Source organism: Ralstonia sp. 22086, from assembly GCF_052045975.1.
Taxonomy (GTDB): Bacteria; Pseudomonadota; Gammaproteobacteria; order Burkholderiales; family Burkholderiaceae; genus Ralstonia; species Ralstonia wenshanensis.
Map to the genome: position 1 here is coordinate 423,797 of NZ_JBQEPZ010000004.1, position 18,193 is coordinate 441,989.

The window sequence follows — 18,193 nt, forward strand, 5'->3', positions numbered from 1 at the left end:
GCATGCTGGCCGATTTCGATCCTTCCGCCCAAGCAGAGCCAACGCAGGCGACGCAGAAACCACCGCAACAGAGCACATCGCACTTTGCCAGCGCAGACGCCGCGCGCCGTGCTGTCGAAATGGCACTGCCGCTCATCACGCAAGCGATGACGCGTCCGCAGGAGGTGGGCGACAGCGGTTTTCTGCACATCGTGGTGATGGACCCGGCACGCTCGCTCGGCGAATGCGCCTTCGACGAGGCGGTGCTCTACGAATACTCGGTGGGCGATCGCACGCAATGGGATGCGGACTACGCCGCTTACGCGCGCGCCAAGGCGCGGCTGGCGTGGCAGCACGGCATGAGCACACATGCACTGCAGGCACTGCGCCCGCACGTGCTGCGTGCGGGCGACACCAACCTGTGGGGCAGCGCCGTGCTCGACGGCATCGTGATCGGCGTGAGCGGCGCACTGCCGTTCTATGACGAAGCCTTTGCACATGTGGTGGCCGCGTGCCTGCGCGCCATCGCCAAACAGGCCGCGGCCGCCACGAGCGGTACGCTGCGGCTCGCCTGACGCCCTCCCTTCCGCGCGCGGCACGACGGGCGTGATGCCGTCGCCGCGCCGTTTCTCCTTGCCCTCCACGTAAGAATTGCGCGGTCACTTCGGCGGCAGCTCGTGCCAGCCGAGTGTCGCCATGGCGGCCGACGGCGCGCACAGGTCGCACGCCATGTCCTCGCCAATCTCCCGCAAACGCTTGTCCGGACAAGCGAGAGACGCTTCTCCGCAGGCGCTCCACGCGCACTGCCGGAATACCCCCGCCGCATCAGGTCGCGCGCCATGGCACGCCGGCTGCTGTAGGTCTTCGCACGTGGCTTCCAAACACCTCACCACCACAGGCCGCGACGATAAGAGGAGAAACGACATGCGCATCGCCATGGTCAGTGAACACGCATCGCCACTCGCCGACCTGGGCGGTGTCGACTGCGGCGGACAAAACGTCTACGTGCGCCATGTCGCGCGCCAGCTTGCACGGCTGGGCCACCGTGTCGATGTCTTCACGCGCCGCGAGCGCCCGTGGGACCCAGAGGTGGTGCCGTTCGATAGCGGATGCCGTGTCGTCCACGTACCGGCCGGGCCGGCTGCCGTGCTGCCCAAGGAAGCGCTGCTGCCGCACATGCATGCCTTTGGCCGCTACCTGCTCAACCATTGCGCGCGCGCCCAGGCCAGCGGCGACGCCTACGACGTCATCCACGCCAACTTCTTCATGTCGGGCCTCGCATCGCTGGCAGCGTCCGCGCGGTTGCACCTGCCGTTGGTCATGACCTTCCACGCGCTCGGCCGCGTGCGCCGGTTGCACCAGGGCAGCGCCGATGGCTTTCCTGATGCGCGCTTCGCGATTGAAGAAACGCTGGTGCAACGCGCCGATCGCGTCATTGCCGAATGCCCGCAGGATCAGGCTGATCTGGAAACGCTCTACCGCGCGCGCGCCGAGCAGATCGACGTGGTGCCGTGCGGCTTCGACGCGAGCGAGTTTGCTCCGATTGACCGCGCGCAAGCGCGACGCCGGCTGGGCGTGCCGGCCGACGCGTTTGTCGTGCTGCAACTCGGCCGCATGGTGGCGCGCAAGGGCGTGGACAACGTCATCGAGGCCATCGGCAAGCTGCCGCCCGATGCCCGTAAGCGCGTGCGCCTGTATGTGGTGGGCGGCAACACCGTCGCGCCGGACGTGGCCGCCACGCCTGAACTCGGCCGCCTGCAAGCCATTGCCGAGCGCGCCGGCGTGAGCGCGCAGACCACCTTTGTCGGCAAGCGCGGCCGCGCCGATCTGCGCGCCTGGTACAGCGCCTGCGATGTGTTTGTGAGCACGCCGTGGTACGAGCCGTTCGGCATCACGCCGGTGGAGGCCATGGCGTGCGGCCGTGCCGTCATTGGTGCCGACGTGGGCGGCATCCGATCGACCCTTCGGCATGAGCGCACCGGCTTCCTTGTGCCGCCCAAGGACCCGCAAGCCCTGGCCGCACGCCTGCTGCAACTGATACAGCAACCCGAGCTGTGCCGCGAGCTAGGGCAGGCCGGACTGGTGCGCGCCCGCATGCTCTACACGTGGCTGGGTGTGGCCGGACAGCTTGAACGCGCCTACCTCAAGGCCATCGACACCCACGCGCGCGCCATGGGCCGCATGACCGACGCCGCGCCCAGTGCCAACGCTGCGGCGCTGGCGGGCCTTGCGGCTTGACCGCTTTCTTCCCACCCACCCATCCCATCCATCTTCACGCTGCCATGACCCAGACTGATTTGAACTCGAACCCCAACGCCACGCCCACGCTACGCGACCAGGTCATCATCGTGACCGGCGCGGGGCGCGGGCTGGGCGCCGCCATCAGCCGCGGGCTCTCTGCCGAAGGCGCCACGGTGGTGGCCACCGATTACGATGCCGGCACCGCGGACCGCACCGCCGCCGAGCTGATCGCCGAGGGCAGCCAGTCGCACGCCATTGCGCTGGACGTGGGCGACGAAGCCGCCGTACGCGGCGCGCTCGATGAAGTGGTCGATCGCTTTGGCCGCTTGGATGCCGTCATCAACAATGCGGCCATCGATATCACGCTGCCCATTGATGAACTGAACGTCGAAGACTGGGACCGCGTGGTGCGCACCAACCTGCGCGGCCCGTTCCTGCTGGCCAAGCACGCCAGCGTGCTGATGCGCAAACGCGCGAGCGGCGCCATCGTCAACATTGCCTCGACCGCATCGCGCCGTGCGTGGCCGAATGCGTCGGTCTACCACGCCACCAAGTGGGGGCTGCTGGGGTTGTCGCATGCGCTGCATGCCGAGCTGCGCCCGCACGGCATCAAGGTCTCTGCCGTGATTGCCGGCGGCATGCGCACGCCGTTCCTGCTCGACCGCTTTCCCGATATTGATGTGAACAATCTGCAGGACCCGGCCAACGTGGCCGCCGCCGTGCGCTTCGTGCTGCTGCAGCCGCCCGAAACCGTCATCCCGGAAGTGATGGTGCTGCCGATGCGGGAGACGTCATGGCCCTGATGCGCACGCCGTTGCGGCTGAGACCAAGCCCCGCCGTCTTTCTCGACAAGGACGGCACGCTGCTCGAAGACGTGCCCTACAACGTCGACCCCGCGCGCATTGCATTGGCACCCGGGGCGGGCGAAGGTCTGCGCATGCTGGCCGCCACCGGCCTGCCGCTGGTCGTGGTGAGCAATCAGCCCGGCGTGGCGCTGGGCTACTTTGCCGAAGAGGCGCTCGACGCCGTAGCCACCCGGCTGGGCGAGCTGTTCGCGCTGCACGGTGCCACGCTCAGCGGCTTCTACTTCTGCCCGCACGTGCCGGCAGACGATGGCAGCGTCAGTTGCGCCTGCCGCAAGCCCGGCGATGGCATGTTGCGCCAGGCCGCCGCCGAGAACGGCCTTGCGCTGGAAGGCTCGTGGATGATCGGCGACATCCTCAACGACGTGGAGGCCGGCCGGCGCGCGGGGTGCCAGACCATCCTGATCGCCAATGGCAACGAGACGCTGTGGCAGCCGGGGCCGCTGCGCGTGCCGGACTACATCGTCGGGCGCTTTGACGAGGCGGCTGCCATCGTGATTGCACAGCAGGGCTGGCACGCGGCCCACGCGCAACACCTGAGGGCGGTCGCATGATCCCAGCCGGCATTCCCGAGCGCCGCGCCGTGTGGGCCAACGCGAGCCGCATCCTGTGTGTGCGGCCCGACAACCTGGGCGACGTGGTGATGACCACGCCCGCCTTCCACGCGCTCAAGGCCGACCAGCAAACGCGCCACGCGAGCCGTCATCTCACGTTGCTGACGTCGCGCTCGGGCGCCACGGCCGCACCGCACCTGTCCGACATCGACGATGTGATCGTCTGCGATGTGCCGTGGGCCAAGCATGCCACCGCCGCCGACGCCGACCAGACGCGCGCGCTGGTCGACACCCTGCGCGACGGCGCGTTCGACGCGGCAGTCATCTTTACCGTGCACACGCAGAATCCGTTGCCGGCCGCCATGCTGTGCTTTCTGGCGGGCATTCCGCTGCGTCTCGCGCATTGCCGCGAGAACCCGTACGCGTTGCTGACCGACTGGATTGCCGACCCCGATGCACGCATTGCCGCCACCGCCCCTGGCGACGTGCGCCACGAGGTGCGCCGCCAACTGGACCTCGTGCAGCACGTGACCGACGTGGCTGCGCATCTGCCGCATCGGCTGCGCTTCAACGTACGCGCGGCGGACCGCGACGCCGTGCGCGCCAAGCTGGCCGAGCGGGGCGTGACCACGGATGCTCCGTGGATCGTCCTGCACCCGGGCGCGACCGCGGCCTCACGGCGCTATCCGCCCGATCGCTTTGCGCATATCGCCTGCACGCTGGCAAACCGCTATGGCTGCCCGGTGCTGGTGACCGGTGCGCCCACCGAAGCGGAACTGGTGCAGCAGGTATGCCTGCCGGGGCTGATTGCCGGGCAGCGCGTGCTGAACCTGGCCGGCGCGCTCACGCTGGGCGAGCTGGCCGCGCTCATCGAAGGTGCGGCGCTGCTGGTGTCCAACAACAGCGGCCCCGTGCACTTGGCCGCCGCCACGCAGACACCGGTGGTCGATCTCTACGCGCTGACCAATCCGCAGCACACGCCATGGGCCGTGCCGCACGCGGTGCTCTCGCACCAGGTGCCTTGCCGCTATTGCTACCGCAGCGTGTGCCCGCTCGGCCATCAGGCTTGCCTGACCGGCGTGACGGAAGAGGAAGTGGTGGCCGCCGCGCACCCGCTATGGCAGTCGTCGCGCGTGGCGCGGGCGTTATGGCCTGCCCCCGCCATGTCTGCGTTGCCTGAATCGAATGCGCCAACGCCGGTCGCCTGAGCGTTGCGCATGACTTCACCTGACTGAACCGATTGACGGAGCCCCCGCATGGAAGCCAAACCGCGCTACACCCTCGGCATCAACGCGGCGTATCACGATTCTTCCGCTACGCTGGTGCGTGACGGTGTGGTGATCGCCGCCGCTGAAGACGAACGCTTCACGCACGTCAAGCACGCCAAGCGGCCGGTGCCCTTTTCCACCTGGCAGCTGCCGTATCACGCCATCGATTACTGCCTGGCCGAAGCCGGTATCGACCTCGCACGCGTGGACCAGGTCGCCTATTCGCTGGACCCGGCCCTGCTGACCGACCTGCAGGCGCAGACCCATATCGCGCTGCCGCTGCAGCCCTCGGCCCAGATGGATCTGCCCCCCGGCGCCGCGCCGTGGGACCCGTTGTTTCTGTCTTACGTGATGAACGCCCCGCGCCAGCTGGCCGACGGTGCACCGCATCACCTGCAGGCGCGCTTCGCCAACGTGAAGCACACGGGGCCGTTCCGCTGGTCGTTTGTCGAGCACCACCTGGCGCACGAGGCCAGTGCATTCCTGGCGGCTCCGTTCGACGACTGTGCCGTGCTTACGATGGACGGACGCGGCGAGCGGGCAACCACTTCCTACGGCCTCTTCCGCAACGGCGAATACACGCGCCTGCAGCAGGTGGACTTGCCGCACTCGCTGGGCCTGCTCTATGAAGAGGTGACGGACTACCTGGGCTTTCTACGCTCGTCCGACGAGTACAAGGTGATGGCGCTGGCCTCGTACGGGGAGCCGCGCTATGTCGACGCATTTCACGAGATGGTGCGGGTCGAGACGGACGGCCGCTACACCGTGGCACCGCTGCGCCTGGAAGAGCGCTTCGGCCCGCCGCGCCAACGTGGCGGCCCGATGGAACCGCGCCACTTTGACATCGCCCGTTCGCTCCAGCAGGTGCTGGAAGAGACCGTGCTGACGATGAGCCAGTGGCTGCATCAGGCCACGGGCGCGCGCAACCTGGCCATGGCCGGCGGCGTGGCGCTCAACTGCGTGATGAATGCGCGCATACGCGACCGCGGCCCGTTCGAAAACGTCTGGGTACAACCGGCGGCAGGCGATGCCGGCACGTCGCTTGGCGCAGCGCTATGGACGGATTACCAGACACGCGGCAACAAGCAGCGCCTGTGGAAGATGGACCACGCCTATCTCGGCCCGTCGTATGCCGATGAAGAGATCGAGCAATTCCTCACGTGGTCCAAACTGCCGTTCGAGCGCCTGGACAACATTGCCGAGCAGACCGCCGAGCTGCTGGCGCAAGGGCAGGTGATCGGCTGGTTCCAGGGGCGCATGGAGTTCGGCCCGCGCGCGCTGGGTGCGCGTTCGATCCTTGCCTCGCCGATCCCCGCCGACATGCAGGCGCGGCTCAACGAGATCAAGGACCGCGAGGACTTCCGCCCCGTCGCCCCGGTGGTGATGGAAGAGCGCGCCGCCGACTGGTTTGTCGGTGCGCAATCCGCGCCGTTCATGCTGTTCATCTTTGACGTGCGGGAAGACCGCGCCACGCAGATTCCGGCCGTGCGCCACGTTGACGGCACCGCGCGCGTGCAGACCGTCAACCGCCGGCAGCATCCGCTGTACTACGACCTGCTGGCTGCGTTCGAGCGTCGCACCGGCGTGCCGATCCTGGTGAACACATCGTTCAATACGCGCGGCGAGCCGATGGTCTGCAGCCCACGCGATGCGGTGGAATCGTTCTGGACATCGCCGCTCGATGCCTTGGTGATCGGGCCGTTCCTGCTGCGCAAGACGGCCGTCCGCCCGGACCAAACGCAAACACAGGAAGACGGCGCCGTGCGCAATGTCGACGGCTTGCGGCGCGTTCCCGGCCTGGCGGGGGTCGCATGAACCAGCCGATGCCGTTTGACGTGTCGTCAGTGACGCCGACGCAGGCAGCGCCAGCTATGTCGATCGTCATTGCCACATGGCGGCGGCCGCAGATGCTGCAACGCTGCCTGGACGGCCTGCTGGCCCAGACGTTCGACGCGCGCCGGCTGGAGTTGGTGGTGGCTGACGATGGCCCCGACGACGCCACCCGCGCCGTCGTGGACGGCTTTGCCGCAGCGGCCCCCGGCTGGCGTGTGCGGTACGTGCCCGTGCGCGAAACGCAGGGCCCCGCCGCCGCACGCAACCGCGGCTGGCGCGCCGCCACGGGCGACATCATCGCCTTTACCGACGACGACACCATTCCCGCGCCCACATGGCTGGCCGAAGGCTGGCGCATCATGACCACGCCCGAAGACGCTGGCGGTGCCGACGGAAGCGCACCGCCTGACGCCGCGACCGGCGCTGTGCGCATGCCGTTGCCCACACGCCCCACCGATTACGAACGCGACGCCAGCGGCCTCACCCGCGCCGAATTCGTCACCGCCAACTGCTTCGTGCGGCGCACGATGCTCGAACGCATCGGCGGCTTTGATGAACGCTTTCGGCTGGCGTGGCGTGAAGACTCGGATCTGCAGTTCCGCATCCTGGATGCGGGCGGGCGCATCGTGCAGGCACCGCGTGCATTGATGCACCACCCGGTGCGGCCTGCGCCGTGGGGCGTAAGCGTGTCGCAGCAGCGCAAGGTGTTTTACGACGCGCTGCTCTACAAGAAGCATCCGCAGCGCTACCGCTCACGCATCCGCCCGGTGCCGCCATGGCATTACTACGCCATGGGCGCCGCCGCGGTGATTGCGCTCGCTGCGCTGGCTGCGCATCTGCCTTGGGTGGCTGCTGCAGCCGCCATGGTCTGGCTGGCGCTCACGCTGCGCTTCACCGCCATGCGGCTGCGCGGTACCGCACACACCGCGCGGCATGTGCTTGAAATGTTTTGGACATCCATCGCCATTCCGCCGCTGGCGCTGTACTGGCGCCTGCGCGGCGCGTGGCATTTCCGGGTCTGGTTCCTATGACGCCCGCTGCTGAACTCCTGCGCGGCGCACGCCGCATTGCCGTCTTCCGCGCCTTGCAACTGGGCGACATGCTGTGCGCCGTGCCGGCGCTGCATGCGTTGCGGGCCGCTGCGCCACAGGCGCATATCACGCTGGTCGGCCTGCCGTGGGCGTGCCAGTTTCAACAGCGCTATACCGATCTGCTCGACGACTTTGTCGCCTTTCCGGGCGGCGAGGGCTTTCCGGAAGCTGGGCCCGCCGATGCGGATGCCACACACGCGTTCTATGCCGGGATGCGGGCCCGCTGCCTGGATGTCGCCGTCCAGTTGCACGGCAGCGGGCCGCAATCCACCGAAGTGGTCCGCCAGTTTGGCGCGCACCATGTGTTCGGGTTTCAGCCCAGTGGCGTGATCGCACGGCACGCCAACGCAGGGTTGCTCCCTTGGCCGACGCAGTTGCCCGAGGCGCAACGCCTGCTGGCGTTGCTCAATCACGTGGGGGCACCAGCGGTGCCGGCCACACCGGATTTTCCGCTTGGGCGCGACGACTATGCCGAAGCGCTGGCCCTGCTGCGCCATCAAGCCCTGGACCGCGATCGCCTTGTCTGCTTGCACCCCGGCGCCCGCATGCCCACGCGGCGCTGGTGGCCGGAGCGCTTTGCGGCGGTAGCCGACACGCTCATCGTCAGCGGTTTCCATGTGGCGTTCACGGGTGCGCCATCGGAAGCGGCGCTTGTTGAAGAGGTTCGCGGCCACATGCGCCAGCGTTCGGCGTCGGTGGTGGGGCAGACCTCGCTCGGTGGGCTCGCGGCGCTGTTGCGTCTGGCGCGCCTGCTGATCTGCAACGACACCGGCGTCTCGCACGTGGCGGCAGCCGTGCGTGCGCCCAGCCTTGTCATTGCCTGCGGCAGCGACGTGGAGCGCTGGGCGCCGGCGGACCGTACGCTGCACCGCGTGCTGGCGGCACACCCGCCCTGCCGCCCCTGCATGCACTGGACCTGCCCCACGGGCCACGAATGCGCGCGCGATGTGACGGTGCACCAGGTGCTGGATGCGGCGTATGCCGCGCTGTTCGACCCCGATGTGCACCTGCGCGCGTCGCACGCGCCGCAGCCAGCCGACACTCCCACCGCATCGCACACGATCGAGAATTCGACCTCATGAACCACCCGACGCGACAACGCCTGCGTATCCTGACGTGGCACGTGCACGGCAACTACCTGTATTACCTGTCGCAGGTGCCGCACGACTTCTATCTTGTTACGCGCCCGCCCGACGCCTCAGGGCGGGTGCCGCCGGGTTATGCGGGCAAGGTGGGCGCGCTGCCCTGGGGTGACAACGTGCACGAGGTGCCGTTCGACGCCGTTGCGGGGCAGCACTTCGATGCGGTGCTGTACCAATCCCGCGCGCAATGGGAAAGCGATCGGCTGTCGGTGCTGAGTGCCGCGCAGCGCGCGTTGCCGACGATCTATCTCGAACACGATCCGCCCCAGGAACACCCGACCAACACCCGGCACTGGGTGCAAGACCCCAATGTGCTGCTGGTGCACGTGACGCCATTCAACGCGCTGATGTGGGACAGCGGCATCACGCCAACGCGCGTGATCGAACACGGTGTGCACCTGCCCGTGCCGGCGCGCTACAGCGGCGAACTGGAGCGCGGCATCGTCGTCGTCAATCATCTGCACAAGCGCGGGCGCCGGCTGGGTGCAGACGTGTTCCACTCACTGCGCCAGCGCGTGCGGCTCGATCTGGTCGGCATGGGCGCGGAAGAGGCAGGGGGCATCGGTGAAGTGGGCAATCTCGCCCTGCCCGCCTTCTGCGCGCGCTACCGCTTCTTCTTCAACCCGATCCGCTACACCAGCCTGGGACTGGCCGTGGTGGAAGCCATGACGATCGGCATGCCAATCGTCGGGCTGGCCACCACGGAGATGAGCACCGTCATCCGCAACGGCGACAACGGCTACGTCGATACCAGCCCCGATGCGCTGGCCGGCGTCATGCAGACGCTGTTGCGCGACCCGGCACTTGCCCGCCGCTGGGGCGACGCCGCACGCGAGACGGCGCGCACACGTTTCGGCATAGACCGCTTTGTCGCCGATTGGCTGAACGCATTTGCCACCGTCATGGAAAACAGAAGGGAGGCGGCATGAGACACCACGGAGATGCACATCACCCCGGCCACCCCGAACCGCACCACCACTGGCGCGACCAACGCCGCGTGCTGGTCACGGGCGGCGCGGGCTTTCTCGGCTCGCACCTGTGCGACCGCCTGCTGCGCGACGGGCACGATGTGCTGTGCGTCGACAACTTCTACACCGGCACCAAGCGCAACATCGCCCACCTGCTGGGGCACCCGCGCTTCGAGGTACTGCGCCATGACGTGACCTTCCCGCTGTATGTGGAAGTGGACGACATCTACAACCTGGCCTGCCCCGCCTCACCCATCCATTACCAGCACGATCCGGTGCAGACCACCAAGACGAGCGTGCACGGTGCGATCAACATGCTGGGGTTGGCCAAGCGCGTGGGTGCGCGCATTCTGCAGGCATCCACCAGCGAGGTGTACGGCGACCCACATGAACATCCGCAAACCGAAAAGTACTGGGGCAACGTCAACCCCATCGGCGTGCGCTCGTGCTACGACGAGGGCAAGCGTTGCGCCGAGACTCTCTTCATGGACTACCGCCGCCAGCATGGCCTCGACGTCAAGGTGGCGCGCATCTTCAACACGTATGGCCCGCGCATGCACCCGAACGATGGGCGCGTGGTCTCCAACTTCATCATGCAGGCGCTGGCCGGCGAGCCCATTACGCTCTATGGCGATGGCCGCCAGACACGGGCCTTCTGCTATGTGGACGATTTGATTGACGCAATGGTGCGGCTGATGAACACGCCGGCGGAATTTGCAGGACCGGTCAACATAGGAAACCCGGTGGAAATGAGCATGCTCGATATTGCGCGGCAGATTGTGGCTTGCACACGCTCGACATCGGAACTCGTATTCCACCCGCTGCCGCAGGACGACCCGACGCAGCGTTGCCCCGACATCACGCTGGCCCGCGATGTGCTCGGGTGGGAACCCCGCACTGCGCTTGAAGTAGGGCTGGCGCGCACGGTGGAGTATTTCCGGCAGCAGTTCTTCCTCGCGCCGATGCCGGTGCTTGCCTGATGTTCGCGCCGCCAGCCCGCGTTAGCCGACCGACAGCGTGGGGATGGCGCGGCGGCGCTGGCGGTCGGCGTCCATCTGCCGCCACAGCGCCACGGTGGTTGGCTGCACGGTATGCCGGCGCAACAAGGTGCGCGGCAGGCGGACCAACGCGGCGGGCAATGCCTCCGCAAGCACGCCTTGTTCGGCCATCGCACGTATCGCCCGGCCGGTGACCCGCCACGCGAGGTCCAGCGGCAACCGAAGCCAGGCGCTCAGCAATTCGTTGCGCGTGAGCAGCGCCCGCCGCTGCATCACGTCTCGCACCGGCGAGGGGTTGTGGTGCGTGACCACCTCCCGGCAGTAGACGATGCGCCAGCCTGCGTCGACCAGGTCGAGCGCCAGCACGCTTTCTTCGCCGCCGATAAAGAGGTCGCGCCGGTAGCCACCCGCCTCGGTAAATGCGCGCGTGCGCGCCACGCACGCCCCGGCCATGAAGCCGAGCAGCGCGGGGCCCGGCAGACCGTCGGCGGGCAGTGTGCTGGTGGCCATGGGTTCGCACGCGGTGTCGTCGCGGCGCGTGGGGCCAACCACCACGTGCGCCGCCACCACGCCCACCGATGGGTACCGCTGCAGCACATCGACCGCGCGTGCCACGGAGCCTGGGAGCCACGCGGTGTCGTCATCGCAGAAGGCAACGTACGGTGTATCGACCGAGGCGACGCCAAAGTTGCGGCCAGCCGCGCCGTAGTTGCGCGGCGCACGCACGATGGCGACGTCAGGAAAGCGCGCGGCGATCTGGTCGGCGGTGCCGTCGGTCGAGCCGTTGTCCACCACCACGATGGGCCACGGTTCCTCCAGCGCCACCAGCTTGCCAAGCGTCTCGAGCACGGTGGCCGCGCGGTTGTACGTGAGCACGACGATGGAGCACGGTGCCTGCGCCCGGCGGGCGTCATCCAGCGGTTGCATGATCGGATTCTCCTTGCTTGGGTTCCAGCAGCCAGAACCGTTCGGGCTGGTGCAGGTCTTCCACGCCGCCGGGGCCGAAGACGCGCAGCTGGCTGGCGTAACAGGCCACGGCGCGACGCTTCCGGCGGCCATCGGCGGCCGTGACAGGCGACACCGGCGTGGCAACGATGTCCTGCGCAGCCAGCGCAACGATGCGGTCCTGCACGGCGCCGCGCCCGCGCCGGTACAGCGCATCCTCATAGCCGATCCAGAGGCGTTGCGGCACCTTACGCATCAGCATCAGGGCCGCTTCGTGCACGAGTACGTGATCGCTGTGGAACAGCCCGAGCGGCACGAACACCGCATCTGCCGTGCGCTTCTCCACCAAGCGGTAGAGCGCCCGCTCCAGCTCCGTCACGGTGGGCGTCTGCCCGTACTGGCTGTCGCAAAAACCGAGGTGGTGCACCGTGGCGCTCACCTGCGCATGCGCCTGCGCGTCTTCCTGCCGGCGCGCGGCTACCGCTTCATTGGAATCGGCAAAGCCGGCGTCGCGATCCCACACCGTCGACACGGGCGTTGGCGGCGCGCCGCCGAACACCGTGACGGTACGGCTGCCGTGATGCGCAGCCAGCAAGGCGCCGCACGAGAAGATCGCGTCGTCAAAGTGCGGCGAAATCACCAGCACCGGCCCCAGGCTTGCGACGCGATCATGCAGCTCCCGACTCATGCCCGTGAGGCGCGGGGCGTGCGAGCGCCATCGGTGGCTTGCGGATCGAGCTTCACCTTCATCCAGCCCGGCTCGCGCGTGTCGAAGGCGCGGTAGGCGTCGAGTGCCGCCGCCATCGGCTCGCGCACCGACAACACCGTCGCCGGATCAATGGCGCCCGTGCGGACCAGTTCCACGAGCTTGGGCAGATAGCGCCGGTGGTTGCAGTTGCCCATGCGGATGGTCAGGTTCTTGTTCATCGCCATGCCGATGGGAAACGTCGTGTCGTTGGGCGGGTACACGCCGATGATCGACAGCGTGCCTGCCTTGGCCAACCCTTCGACCGCCCAGCGCAGCGCTTGCGATGGGGCGTCGCCGGCTTGCCACGGCGCGTTCTCGTTCGCGTCGGATACGGCGCCCGTGCCGCGCGCTTGCGGGGTGGTGGCCTTGCGCTCGGCGGCAAACGCTTCGGCGGTCTTGTCGTCAGGGCGGGCGGGGCCGTGGTCGGCATGCTGGGCATCCACACCCACGGCATCGACGGCGCAATCCACACCAATGCCGCCCGTGAGCCGGCGCAACGTCTGCACGGGGTCTTCACGCTCGAAGTCGATCACCTCGGCGCCTTGCGCGCGGGCCATGTCGAGCCTGTCGGCCACATGGTCCACCGCAAAGATGCGCCCGGCACCCATCAACTTGGCCGAGGCAATCACAAACTGGCCGACCGGCCCTGCCCCGAACACGGCAACGGTGTGGCCTGGCTTGATGTTGGCCAGATCGGCGCCGAAGTAGCCCGTGGGAAAGATGTCCGACAGCAAGATCGCCTGGTCGTCCGACACCTCGTCGGGCAGCTTGACGAGGTTGACGTGCGCAAAAGGTACACGCGCCTTCTCGGCCTGCAAGCCGTCAAACCCGCCGGCTTCCTCCGGGCCGCCGTAGAACGACGTGCCGGCCAGGTGCCCGTGCGGATTCGCCACGTCACATTGCGCGGTGTAGCCTGCACGGCAATATGCGCACGCACCGCATGCAATGGTGGAGGGGATCACCACCCGATCACCCACCGACAGATTGCGCACATCGTCGCCCAGCGCTTCCACCACGCCCACGCCTTCGTGGCCGAGGATGCGCCCCTCCTTCACATCGGCCATGGTGCCGCGCACGAAGTGCAGATCCGTCCCGCAGATGGCACTGGCCGTCAGACGCACGATGGCGTCGGTGGGCTCGCGCAGTGTCGGCTCGGGCACGTCTTCCAGACGAATGTCACCGATGCCGTGAAATACGACAGCTTTCATGATTGACCCCTGGTTGGTGAACAGGACACCGCGCCTGTTGCGCGGTTTTGCCCAAGACACGCAACCCCGGTGCCTGCGCAGGCCGACCGCCCTTTTTACGACCCCTGCACAGCCAGCGCAAAGAACAGCAAGGTACTGGCGCACATGCACAGGGTCGCCACCCAAGCGGTGCCATGCAGCAGCCGTGAACTGGGGAACGGCCCCATCACGGACTTCCGGCGCGACATCAACTGCAGCATCACCATGACGGGCGTAGCCGCCACGCCATTGAGCACGGCGGCCCAATACAGCAGCTTGAACGGCTCGATGGGCAGGAACACCATCACCGTGGCCACCGCCATCACAAGCGCCAGGAACAGGTAGAACTTGGGCGCACGGTGCACCTTGGCCTCCAGGCTGCTGTGCCACTGGAAGGCCTCGGCGGCGGCATAGGCGGCGGAGCCCGCCAGCACCGGCACAGCCAGCAGCCCCGTGCCGATCACGCCCAGGGCAAACAATGCCTGCGCAAAGCGGCCGGCCACGGGCTTGAGCGCTTCAGCGGCCTGGGCGCAGGTCTCGATTTGCGTCACGCCGTGCGTGTGCAGCGCGTAGGCGGCCGTCAACATGATGCAGAAGGCGATCAGCGCCGACACCACCATCCCGACCGTCGTGTCGATGCGGATGCGTGCGAGCTGGTCCTTTGCCTGCCACGGCGCTTTCTTGAGCGGCGCTTCGTCTTCGGCCAGCCGCGTCTCTTCCACTTCGCCCGCGGCCTGCCACACAAACAGATAGGGGCTGATGGTGGTGCCGAACACGGCGACGAGCGTCATTGCATAGTCTTTCGACCAATGCAGCCGGGGGACCACGGTGTCGTGCAACGCGTGCGCCCAGTCCACCTTCACGACAAACGCCGTGGCCACGTATGCCAGCAGCGACAGCGCGGTCCATTGCAGATAGCGCGCATAGCGGCGGTACGGCATCCAGACTTGCAGCACGAGCGTAAAGACGGCAAACAGGCACGCATACCACGCTGTCGAGCCACCCAGTAGCAGGCGCACGCTGTCGCCCATGGCCGCGATGTCGGCGCCCACATTGATGATGTTGGCAAGCGTCACCAGCGCGACAAACGCATACGCGAGCCACGGCGACTGATGCCGCCGGATGTTTGCGACCACCCCCCGGCCCGACACCCGCCCCAAGCGCGCGCTGACGAGCTGGATGGAAATCATCAGGGGCAGCGTCAGCAACAGCGTCCACAGCATGCCGGTACCCATTTGCGCACCGGCTTGCGCATAGGTGGCGATCCCGCTCGGGTCGTCATCCGCGGCGCCCGTGATAAGGCCGGGCCCCAACCGGCGGTACCACGGGGCGTCGTCTGCGGCGGGCACGTTGCGCTCAGCTGCGGTTATCTGTGGGCGAAGCGCCGGGCGTCTGGTCTCCGGGGTCGTGCAGCTTGTCGCGCGTAATGCCAGGCGGCACCTCGCCCTGGCGCATGCGGCGCAGCGTGTCGTGCGGGCTCTGCGGCTTGGGTGCCGTGCTGCCGGTGCGGCCCACCTCTGCATTGGCCGGCCGGTCCCCCGGCTTGCGGTGCGAATCAGCCTGTTCCCAATCAGCCTTGCGTTGTTCGGCGTCTCGGTTTTCCTGCTGTTGCTTGTCTCGCATGGTTGGCTCCAGTGTGGGTGTGCGGGTGTGCAAAATCAGCGGCGCTTGCGGATCAGGCTGACCTGTCCGTTGCGCTCCAGAATGGCGGCCTCCACGTCCTCCAGCGTGCGTGAGCCCAGGGTCTGGCGCACGCTCTCTTGCAAATCGCCCACGGTGATGAGCGCCGCATCCATCTGGCCTTGGTCGAAGCGCCCTTCGCGATAGACCTCGCGTTCGCGGCCCGCGATGAGCCGGTCGAGCTTCGGCAGCCGCACGCACGCCCAGCCCAGCAGGCGGTGCACGGCCACCAGCGCGAGCGACGCCGACACCGTGGCCACAAACGGCGACGCGCCGACAATCGCACGGCTCAGCGTTGCCCCCAGCAACACGGCAACAACGAAGTCGAACGGCGCACGCTGCCCGAACGAGCGCCGGCCCGACAGGCGCACCAGCGCCAGCCCAATGGCGAACACGACCACCGCGCGCATCGCGGTTTGCAGCGGGTTGAGATCCTTGCCTTCGCCAAACAGGAACAGCAGCGTGTCCATGGCGCCTCCCGTGGTCGATGTGGAGTCTGTTCCACCAGCAGAGCAAGCGGCGTGCCGCACGGCATGCGCACGCGAGTGCATCTCACGCCGCGTTCAGGCGCAATGGCATGCCGTGTGCTGAAAGCCGGTGTATCCACCCTCTCATAGCGAGCCCGCCATGCCAGACCAGCCACAGCAGCAACCGCCACAGCATCAAGACCGCCAGCCCGGCGCCGAGAGCGACATGACGCCACGCCCGCGCGCCGAAATGGAGAACTACATCGGCAGCGGCAAGCTGGCAGACAAGGTGGCCATCGTCACCGGCGGCGACAGCGGCATCGGGCGCGCGGTGGCCATCGGCTTCGCCAAGGAAGGCGCCGACGTGCTGATCGCCTACCTGGACGAACACGACGACGCCAACCAGACCTGCCGCCTCGTCCGCGCGACCGGCCGCCGCTGCGAAGCCATTGCCGGCGACCTGGGCGACGAAGCGCATGCCCGCGCGGTAGTCACGCAGGCGGTGGCCATGTTCGGCAAGATCGACCTCGTGGTCAGCAATGCCGCAGAACAGCACCCGCAGCAAAGCCTGGCCGACATCGATGCCGCTCAACTGGAGCGCACGTTCCGTACCAACGTCTTTGCGATGTTCTATTTGATCCGTGCCGCGCTGCCGCACCTGCATGAAGGCGCGCGCATCATCACGACCACGTCTGTGACGGCGTTCCGCGGCAGCGGCCATCTGGTGGACTACGCCGCCACCAAGGGCGCGATCGTGGCGTTCACGCGCTCACTGGCGCAGCAATTGGCGGACAAGGGCATCCTGGTGAACGCCGTGGCGCCGGGGCCCATCTGGACCCCGTTGATTCCGTCCACCTTCGATGCCGAGCACGTCGCCAAATTCGGCAGCAAGGAGCCACTAGGCCGGGCTGGCCAGCCGGATGAAGTGGCACCCTGCTACATCTTTCTGGCGTCTGCCGATGCGAGCTACATGACGGGGCAGACGCTGCATCCGAATGGGGGGGAGATCGTCAATGGGTGACGGAGCGCCTCCCCGCCCTTCATCAAAACGCCGTCCGCATCCCCACCATCGCGCCGAGCTGGTTCACGCCCTTGGCAGGCGTGGTGCCGCCGCCTCCGCCGCTGACGGAATATTGCGCGTTAGCGCTGTTCCAGAGATAGCCCGTCTGCGCGTACAACGCGGTCCGCTTGGACAACGCATAAACGCCGCGCACCACAGCCATCGTCGCGCTGCGGCTCTGGTCGGCGTTCACGAGGCGGATCAGCCCTGCATCCAGCGTGAGCGCGCCCGTGAGTGGATAGCTGCCGTTGACGAAATACAGGTTCGAGCGCACGTCGCCGGCAACGGCCTGCACGTGGCGACCGATCCAGCCGACGCCAAGCTTGGCGTTACCGAGTTTCACGTAGCCGTTGGCGACGATGCGGCGGTCCTTGTCGCCCGCATCGGTAAGCGCGATGGGCGCGCTGCCGTTAAAGAACGATGCGGTGGCGCCGGTGCCGCCGCGTTGCTCCTCGTAGGCGCCGGCCACGCCAAAGGTGGCCGCGTCGTATTTCACCATCGCCGACATGGCACGGCACGCCGATGCGTTGCCCGCCGCTTCCCCTGCACAGGTGCCGGACGCCGGCACACCGCCCGCCGCATCACGCCCGAACGAATACGTAGCGCCCACTGTCAGGCCGCTGAAGGTGCCTTTGTAAGCGATGGTGTTGTCCGTGCGCGCGTTGGGAATGTACGCGTCCAGTGAACCGATGGCGTATTGGCTGGGGCCGAGGATGTCAGCATCGGCCAGCGACAGAAACACCATGCTGTACTGCCGACCCAGCGTGACGGTGCCGTAATCGCTTGCGAGCCCGACCCATGCCTGCCGGCCGAACAGGCGGCCGCCCTGGCCGGAGGTGCCGGTGTCGGTGTTGAAACCGCTTTCCAGCGTGAACACGGCCTTCATGCCGTTGCCCAGGTCTTCCGCGCCGCGCAAGCCCCAGCGTGAGGGCAGCGTGCCCGTGACCGACGGGATGCGCGTGAGGCCGTTGCCGTTGGCATTGGCGTGGCTCACGTATTCGATGCCGGTGTCGATCAGGCCGTAGAGCGTGACGCTCTGCGCGTTGGCCGCGCCGCTGGCGAGTGCGCTCGTGGCCGCTGCCAGTGCGAGACAGTGCGTGCGCAAGGTGGTGGTTTGCATGTGGGGCCCC

18 protein-coding genes are annotated in these 18,193 nt (G+C 67.6%); 11 read left to right on the forward strand and 7 right to left on the reverse strand.

From position 1 onward, the window contains the following. Window positions 1-2 precede the first annotated feature (2 nt). The 10 genes from ACTJK6_RS19255 to ACTJK6_RS19300 all read left to right on the forward strand — a co-directional run bounded on the left by ACTJK6_RS19255 (window position 3) and on the right by ACTJK6_RS19300 (window position 10,919). The gene (locus tag ACTJK6_RS19255) at window positions 3-554 is read left to right on the forward strand and encodes a hypothetical protein (protein WP_440839863.1); all 552 of its coding nucleotides are present in this window, start codon (window positions 3-5) and stop codon (window positions 552-554) included. A 349-nt stretch (window positions 555-903) separates the two neighbouring features. Continuing rightward, the gene (locus tag ACTJK6_RS19260) at window positions 904-2,217 is read left to right on the forward strand and encodes a glycosyltransferase family 4 protein (RefSeq protein WP_440839864.1); all 1,314 of its coding nucleotides are present in this window, start codon (window positions 904-906) and stop codon (window positions 2,215-2,217) included. A 44-nt stretch (window positions 2,218-2,261) separates the two neighbouring features. Beyond that, entirely contained in the window at window positions 2,262-3,023 is a 762-nt protein-coding gene (locus ACTJK6_RS19265; protein ID WP_440839865.1) for an SDR family oxidoreductase, read from the forward strand. Continuing rightward, window positions 3,014-3,637 carry a D-glycero-alpha-D-manno-heptose-1,7-bisphosphate 7-phosphatase gene (locus ACTJK6_RS19270; RefSeq protein WP_440839866.1) on the forward strand — a complete coding sequence of 208 codons (624 nt, stop codon included), beginning with the start codon at window positions 3,014-3,016 and terminating at the stop codon, window positions 3,635-3,637. The genes ACTJK6_RS19265 and ACTJK6_RS19270 overlap by 10 nt, the downstream gene beginning before the upstream one ends. After that, the gene (gene waaF / locus ACTJK6_RS19275; RefSeq protein WP_440839867.1) at window positions 3,634-4,845 is read left to right on the forward strand and encodes a lipopolysaccharide heptosyltransferase II; all 1,212 of its coding nucleotides are present in this window, start codon (window positions 3,634-3,636) and stop codon (window positions 4,843-4,845) included. The genes ACTJK6_RS19270 and waaF overlap by 4 nt, the downstream gene beginning before the upstream one ends. A 48-nt stretch (window positions 4,846-4,893) precedes the next feature. Further along, window positions 4,894-6,720, forward strand: coding sequence for a carbamoyltransferase family protein (locus tag ACTJK6_RS19280; protein WP_440839868.1), 1,827 nt, complete (start codon window positions 4,894-4,896; stop codon window positions 6,718-6,720). Further along, window positions 6,717-7,769, forward strand: coding sequence for a glycosyltransferase family 2 protein (locus ACTJK6_RS19285; protein ID WP_440839869.1), 1,053 nt, complete (start codon window positions 6,717-6,719; stop codon window positions 7,767-7,769). The genes ACTJK6_RS19280 and ACTJK6_RS19285 overlap by 4 nt, the downstream gene beginning before the upstream one ends. After that, entirely contained in the window at window positions 7,766-8,911 is a 1,146-nt protein-coding gene (locus ACTJK6_RS19290) for a glycosyltransferase family 9 protein (protein ID WP_440839870.1), read from the forward strand. The genes ACTJK6_RS19285 and ACTJK6_RS19290 overlap by 4 nt, the downstream gene beginning before the upstream one ends. Continuing rightward, window positions 8,908-9,900 (forward strand): glycosyltransferase, encoded by a 993-nt coding sequence (locus ACTJK6_RS19295; protein WP_232038913.1) that lies wholly within the window; start codon window positions 8,908-8,910, stop codon window positions 9,898-9,900. The genes ACTJK6_RS19290 and ACTJK6_RS19295 overlap by 4 nt, the downstream gene beginning before the upstream one ends. Then, on the forward strand, window positions 9,897-10,919 hold the full coding sequence (locus ACTJK6_RS19300) for a UDP-glucuronic acid decarboxylase family protein (protein ID WP_440839871.1): 1,023 nt from the start codon (window positions 9,897-9,899) through the stop codon (window positions 10,917-10,919). Before ACTJK6_RS19295 ends, ACTJK6_RS19300 begins: the two co-directional genes overlap by 4 nt. A gap of 21 nt (window positions 10,920-10,940) precedes the next feature. Here the strand turns inward: ACTJK6_RS19300 and ACTJK6_RS19305 are convergent, their stop codons facing one another. The 6 genes from ACTJK6_RS19305 to ACTJK6_RS19330 all read right to left on the reverse strand — a co-directional run bounded on the left by ACTJK6_RS19305 (window position 10,941) and on the right by ACTJK6_RS19330 (window position 16,006). Further along, entirely contained in the window at window positions 10,941-11,864 is a 924-nt protein-coding gene (locus tag ACTJK6_RS19305) for a glycosyltransferase family 2 protein (protein WP_440475733.1), read from the reverse strand. Beyond that, window positions 11,848-12,570: a PIG-L deacetylase family protein gene (locus tag ACTJK6_RS19310; protein ID WP_260803500.1), complete on the reverse strand. Its 723-nt coding sequence runs from the start codon at window positions 12,568-12,570 to the stop codon at window positions 11,848-11,850. Before ACTJK6_RS19310 ends, ACTJK6_RS19305 begins: the two co-directional genes overlap by 17 nt. Continuing rightward, window positions 12,567-13,838, reverse strand: a complete 1,272-nt coding sequence (locus tag ACTJK6_RS19315) for a zinc-dependent alcohol dehydrogenase (RefSeq protein WP_414563170.1) — start codon at window positions 13,836-13,838, stop codon at window positions 12,567-12,569. Before ACTJK6_RS19315 ends, ACTJK6_RS19310 begins: the two co-directional genes overlap by 4 nt. Before the next feature lie 95 nt (window positions 13,839-13,933). After that, window positions 13,934-15,205 carry an Nramp family divalent metal transporter gene (locus ACTJK6_RS19320; protein ID WP_232038908.1) on the reverse strand — a complete coding sequence of 424 codons (1,272 nt, stop codon included), beginning with the start codon at window positions 15,203-15,205 and terminating at the stop codon, window positions 13,934-13,936. A 7-nt stretch (window positions 15,206-15,212) separates the two neighbouring features. Further along, entirely contained in the window at window positions 15,213-15,479 is a 267-nt protein-coding gene (locus tag ACTJK6_RS19325; protein WP_232038907.1) for a hypothetical protein, read from the reverse strand. 35 nt (window positions 15,480-15,514) lie between these two features. Further along, window positions 15,515-16,006 carry a DUF421 domain-containing protein gene (locus ACTJK6_RS19330; RefSeq protein ID WP_232038906.1) on the reverse strand — a complete coding sequence of 164 codons (492 nt, stop codon included), beginning with the start codon at window positions 16,004-16,006 and terminating at the stop codon, window positions 15,515-15,517. A gap of 157 nt (window positions 16,007-16,163) precedes the next feature. Here ACTJK6_RS19330 and ACTJK6_RS19335 point away from each other — a divergent pair, with 157 nt between their 5' ends. Further along, window positions 16,164-17,024 carry an SDR family oxidoreductase gene (locus ACTJK6_RS19335; protein ID WP_260803503.1) on the forward strand — a complete coding sequence of 287 codons (861 nt, stop codon included), beginning with the start codon at window positions 16,164-16,166 and terminating at the stop codon, window positions 17,022-17,024. Window positions 17,025-17,046: 22 nt separating this feature from the next. On the opposite strand, the gene ACTJK6_RS19340 is transcribed toward ACTJK6_RS19335, so the two are convergent. Then, a complete protein-coding gene (locus ACTJK6_RS19340; protein ID WP_440839872.1) occupies window positions 17,047-18,183 on the reverse strand; it encodes a porin in 1,137 nt (378 codons plus the stop codon). Window positions 18,184-18,193: the final 10 nt, after the last annotated feature.

Coding starts and splice junctions, on each gene's coding strand:
- ACTJK6_RS19255 (WP_440839863.1), top strand. CDS start 3: ATGCTGGCCGATTTCGATCCTTCCGCCCAAGCAGAGCCAACGCAGGCG.
- ACTJK6_RS19260 (WP_440839864.1), top strand. CDS start 904: ATGCGCATCGCCATGGTCAGTGAACACGCATCGCCACTCGCCGACCTG.
- ACTJK6_RS19265 (WP_440839865.1), top strand. CDS start 2,262: ATGACCCAGACTGATTTGAACTCGAACCCCAACGCCACGCCCACGCTA.
- ACTJK6_RS19270 (WP_440839866.1), top strand. CDS start 3,014: ATGGCCCTGATGCGCACGCCGTTGCGGCTGAGACCAAGCCCCGCCGTC.
- waaF (WP_440839867.1), top strand. CDS start 3,634: ATGATCCCAGCCGGCATTCCCGAGCGCCGCGCCGTGTGGGCCAACGCG.
- ACTJK6_RS19280 (WP_440839868.1), top strand. CDS start 4,894: ATGGAAGCCAAACCGCGCTACACCCTCGGCATCAACGCGGCGTATCAC.
- ACTJK6_RS19285 (WP_440839869.1), top strand. CDS start 6,717: ATGAACCAGCCGATGCCGTTTGACGTGTCGTCAGTGACGCCGACGCAG.
- ACTJK6_RS19290 (WP_440839870.1), top strand. CDS start 7,766: ATGACGCCCGCTGCTGAACTCCTGCGCGGCGCACGCCGCATTGCCGTC.
- ACTJK6_RS19295 (WP_232038913.1), top strand. CDS start 8,908: ATGAACCACCCGACGCGACAACGCCTGCGTATCCTGACGTGGCACGTG.
- ACTJK6_RS19300 (WP_440839871.1), top strand. CDS start 9,897: ATGAGACACCACGGAGATGCACATCACCCCGGCCACCCCGAACCGCAC.
- ACTJK6_RS19305 (WP_440475733.1), bottom strand. CDS start 11,864: ATGCAACCGCTGGATGACGCCCGCCGGGCGCAGGCACCGTGCTCCATC.
- ACTJK6_RS19310 (WP_260803500.1), bottom strand. CDS start 12,570: ATGAGTCGGGAGCTGCATGATCGCGTCGCAAGCCTGGGGCCGGTGCTG.
- ACTJK6_RS19315 (WP_414563170.1), bottom strand. CDS start 13,838: ATGAAAGCTGTCGTATTTCACGGCATCGGTGACATTCGTCTGGAAGAC.
- ACTJK6_RS19325 (WP_232038907.1), bottom strand. CDS start 15,479: ATGCGAGACAAGCAACAGCAGGAAAACCGAGACGCCGAACAACGCAAG.
- ACTJK6_RS19330 (WP_232038906.1), bottom strand. CDS start 16,006: ATGGACACGCTGCTGTTCCTGTTTGGCGAAGGCAAGGATCTCAACCCG.
- ACTJK6_RS19335 (WP_260803503.1), top strand. CDS start 16,164: ATGCCAGACCAGCCACAGCAGCAACCGCCACAGCATCAAGACCGCCAG.
- ACTJK6_RS19340 (WP_440839872.1), bottom strand. CDS start 18,183: ATGCAAACCACCACCTTGCGCACGCACTGTCTCGCACTGGCAGCGGCC.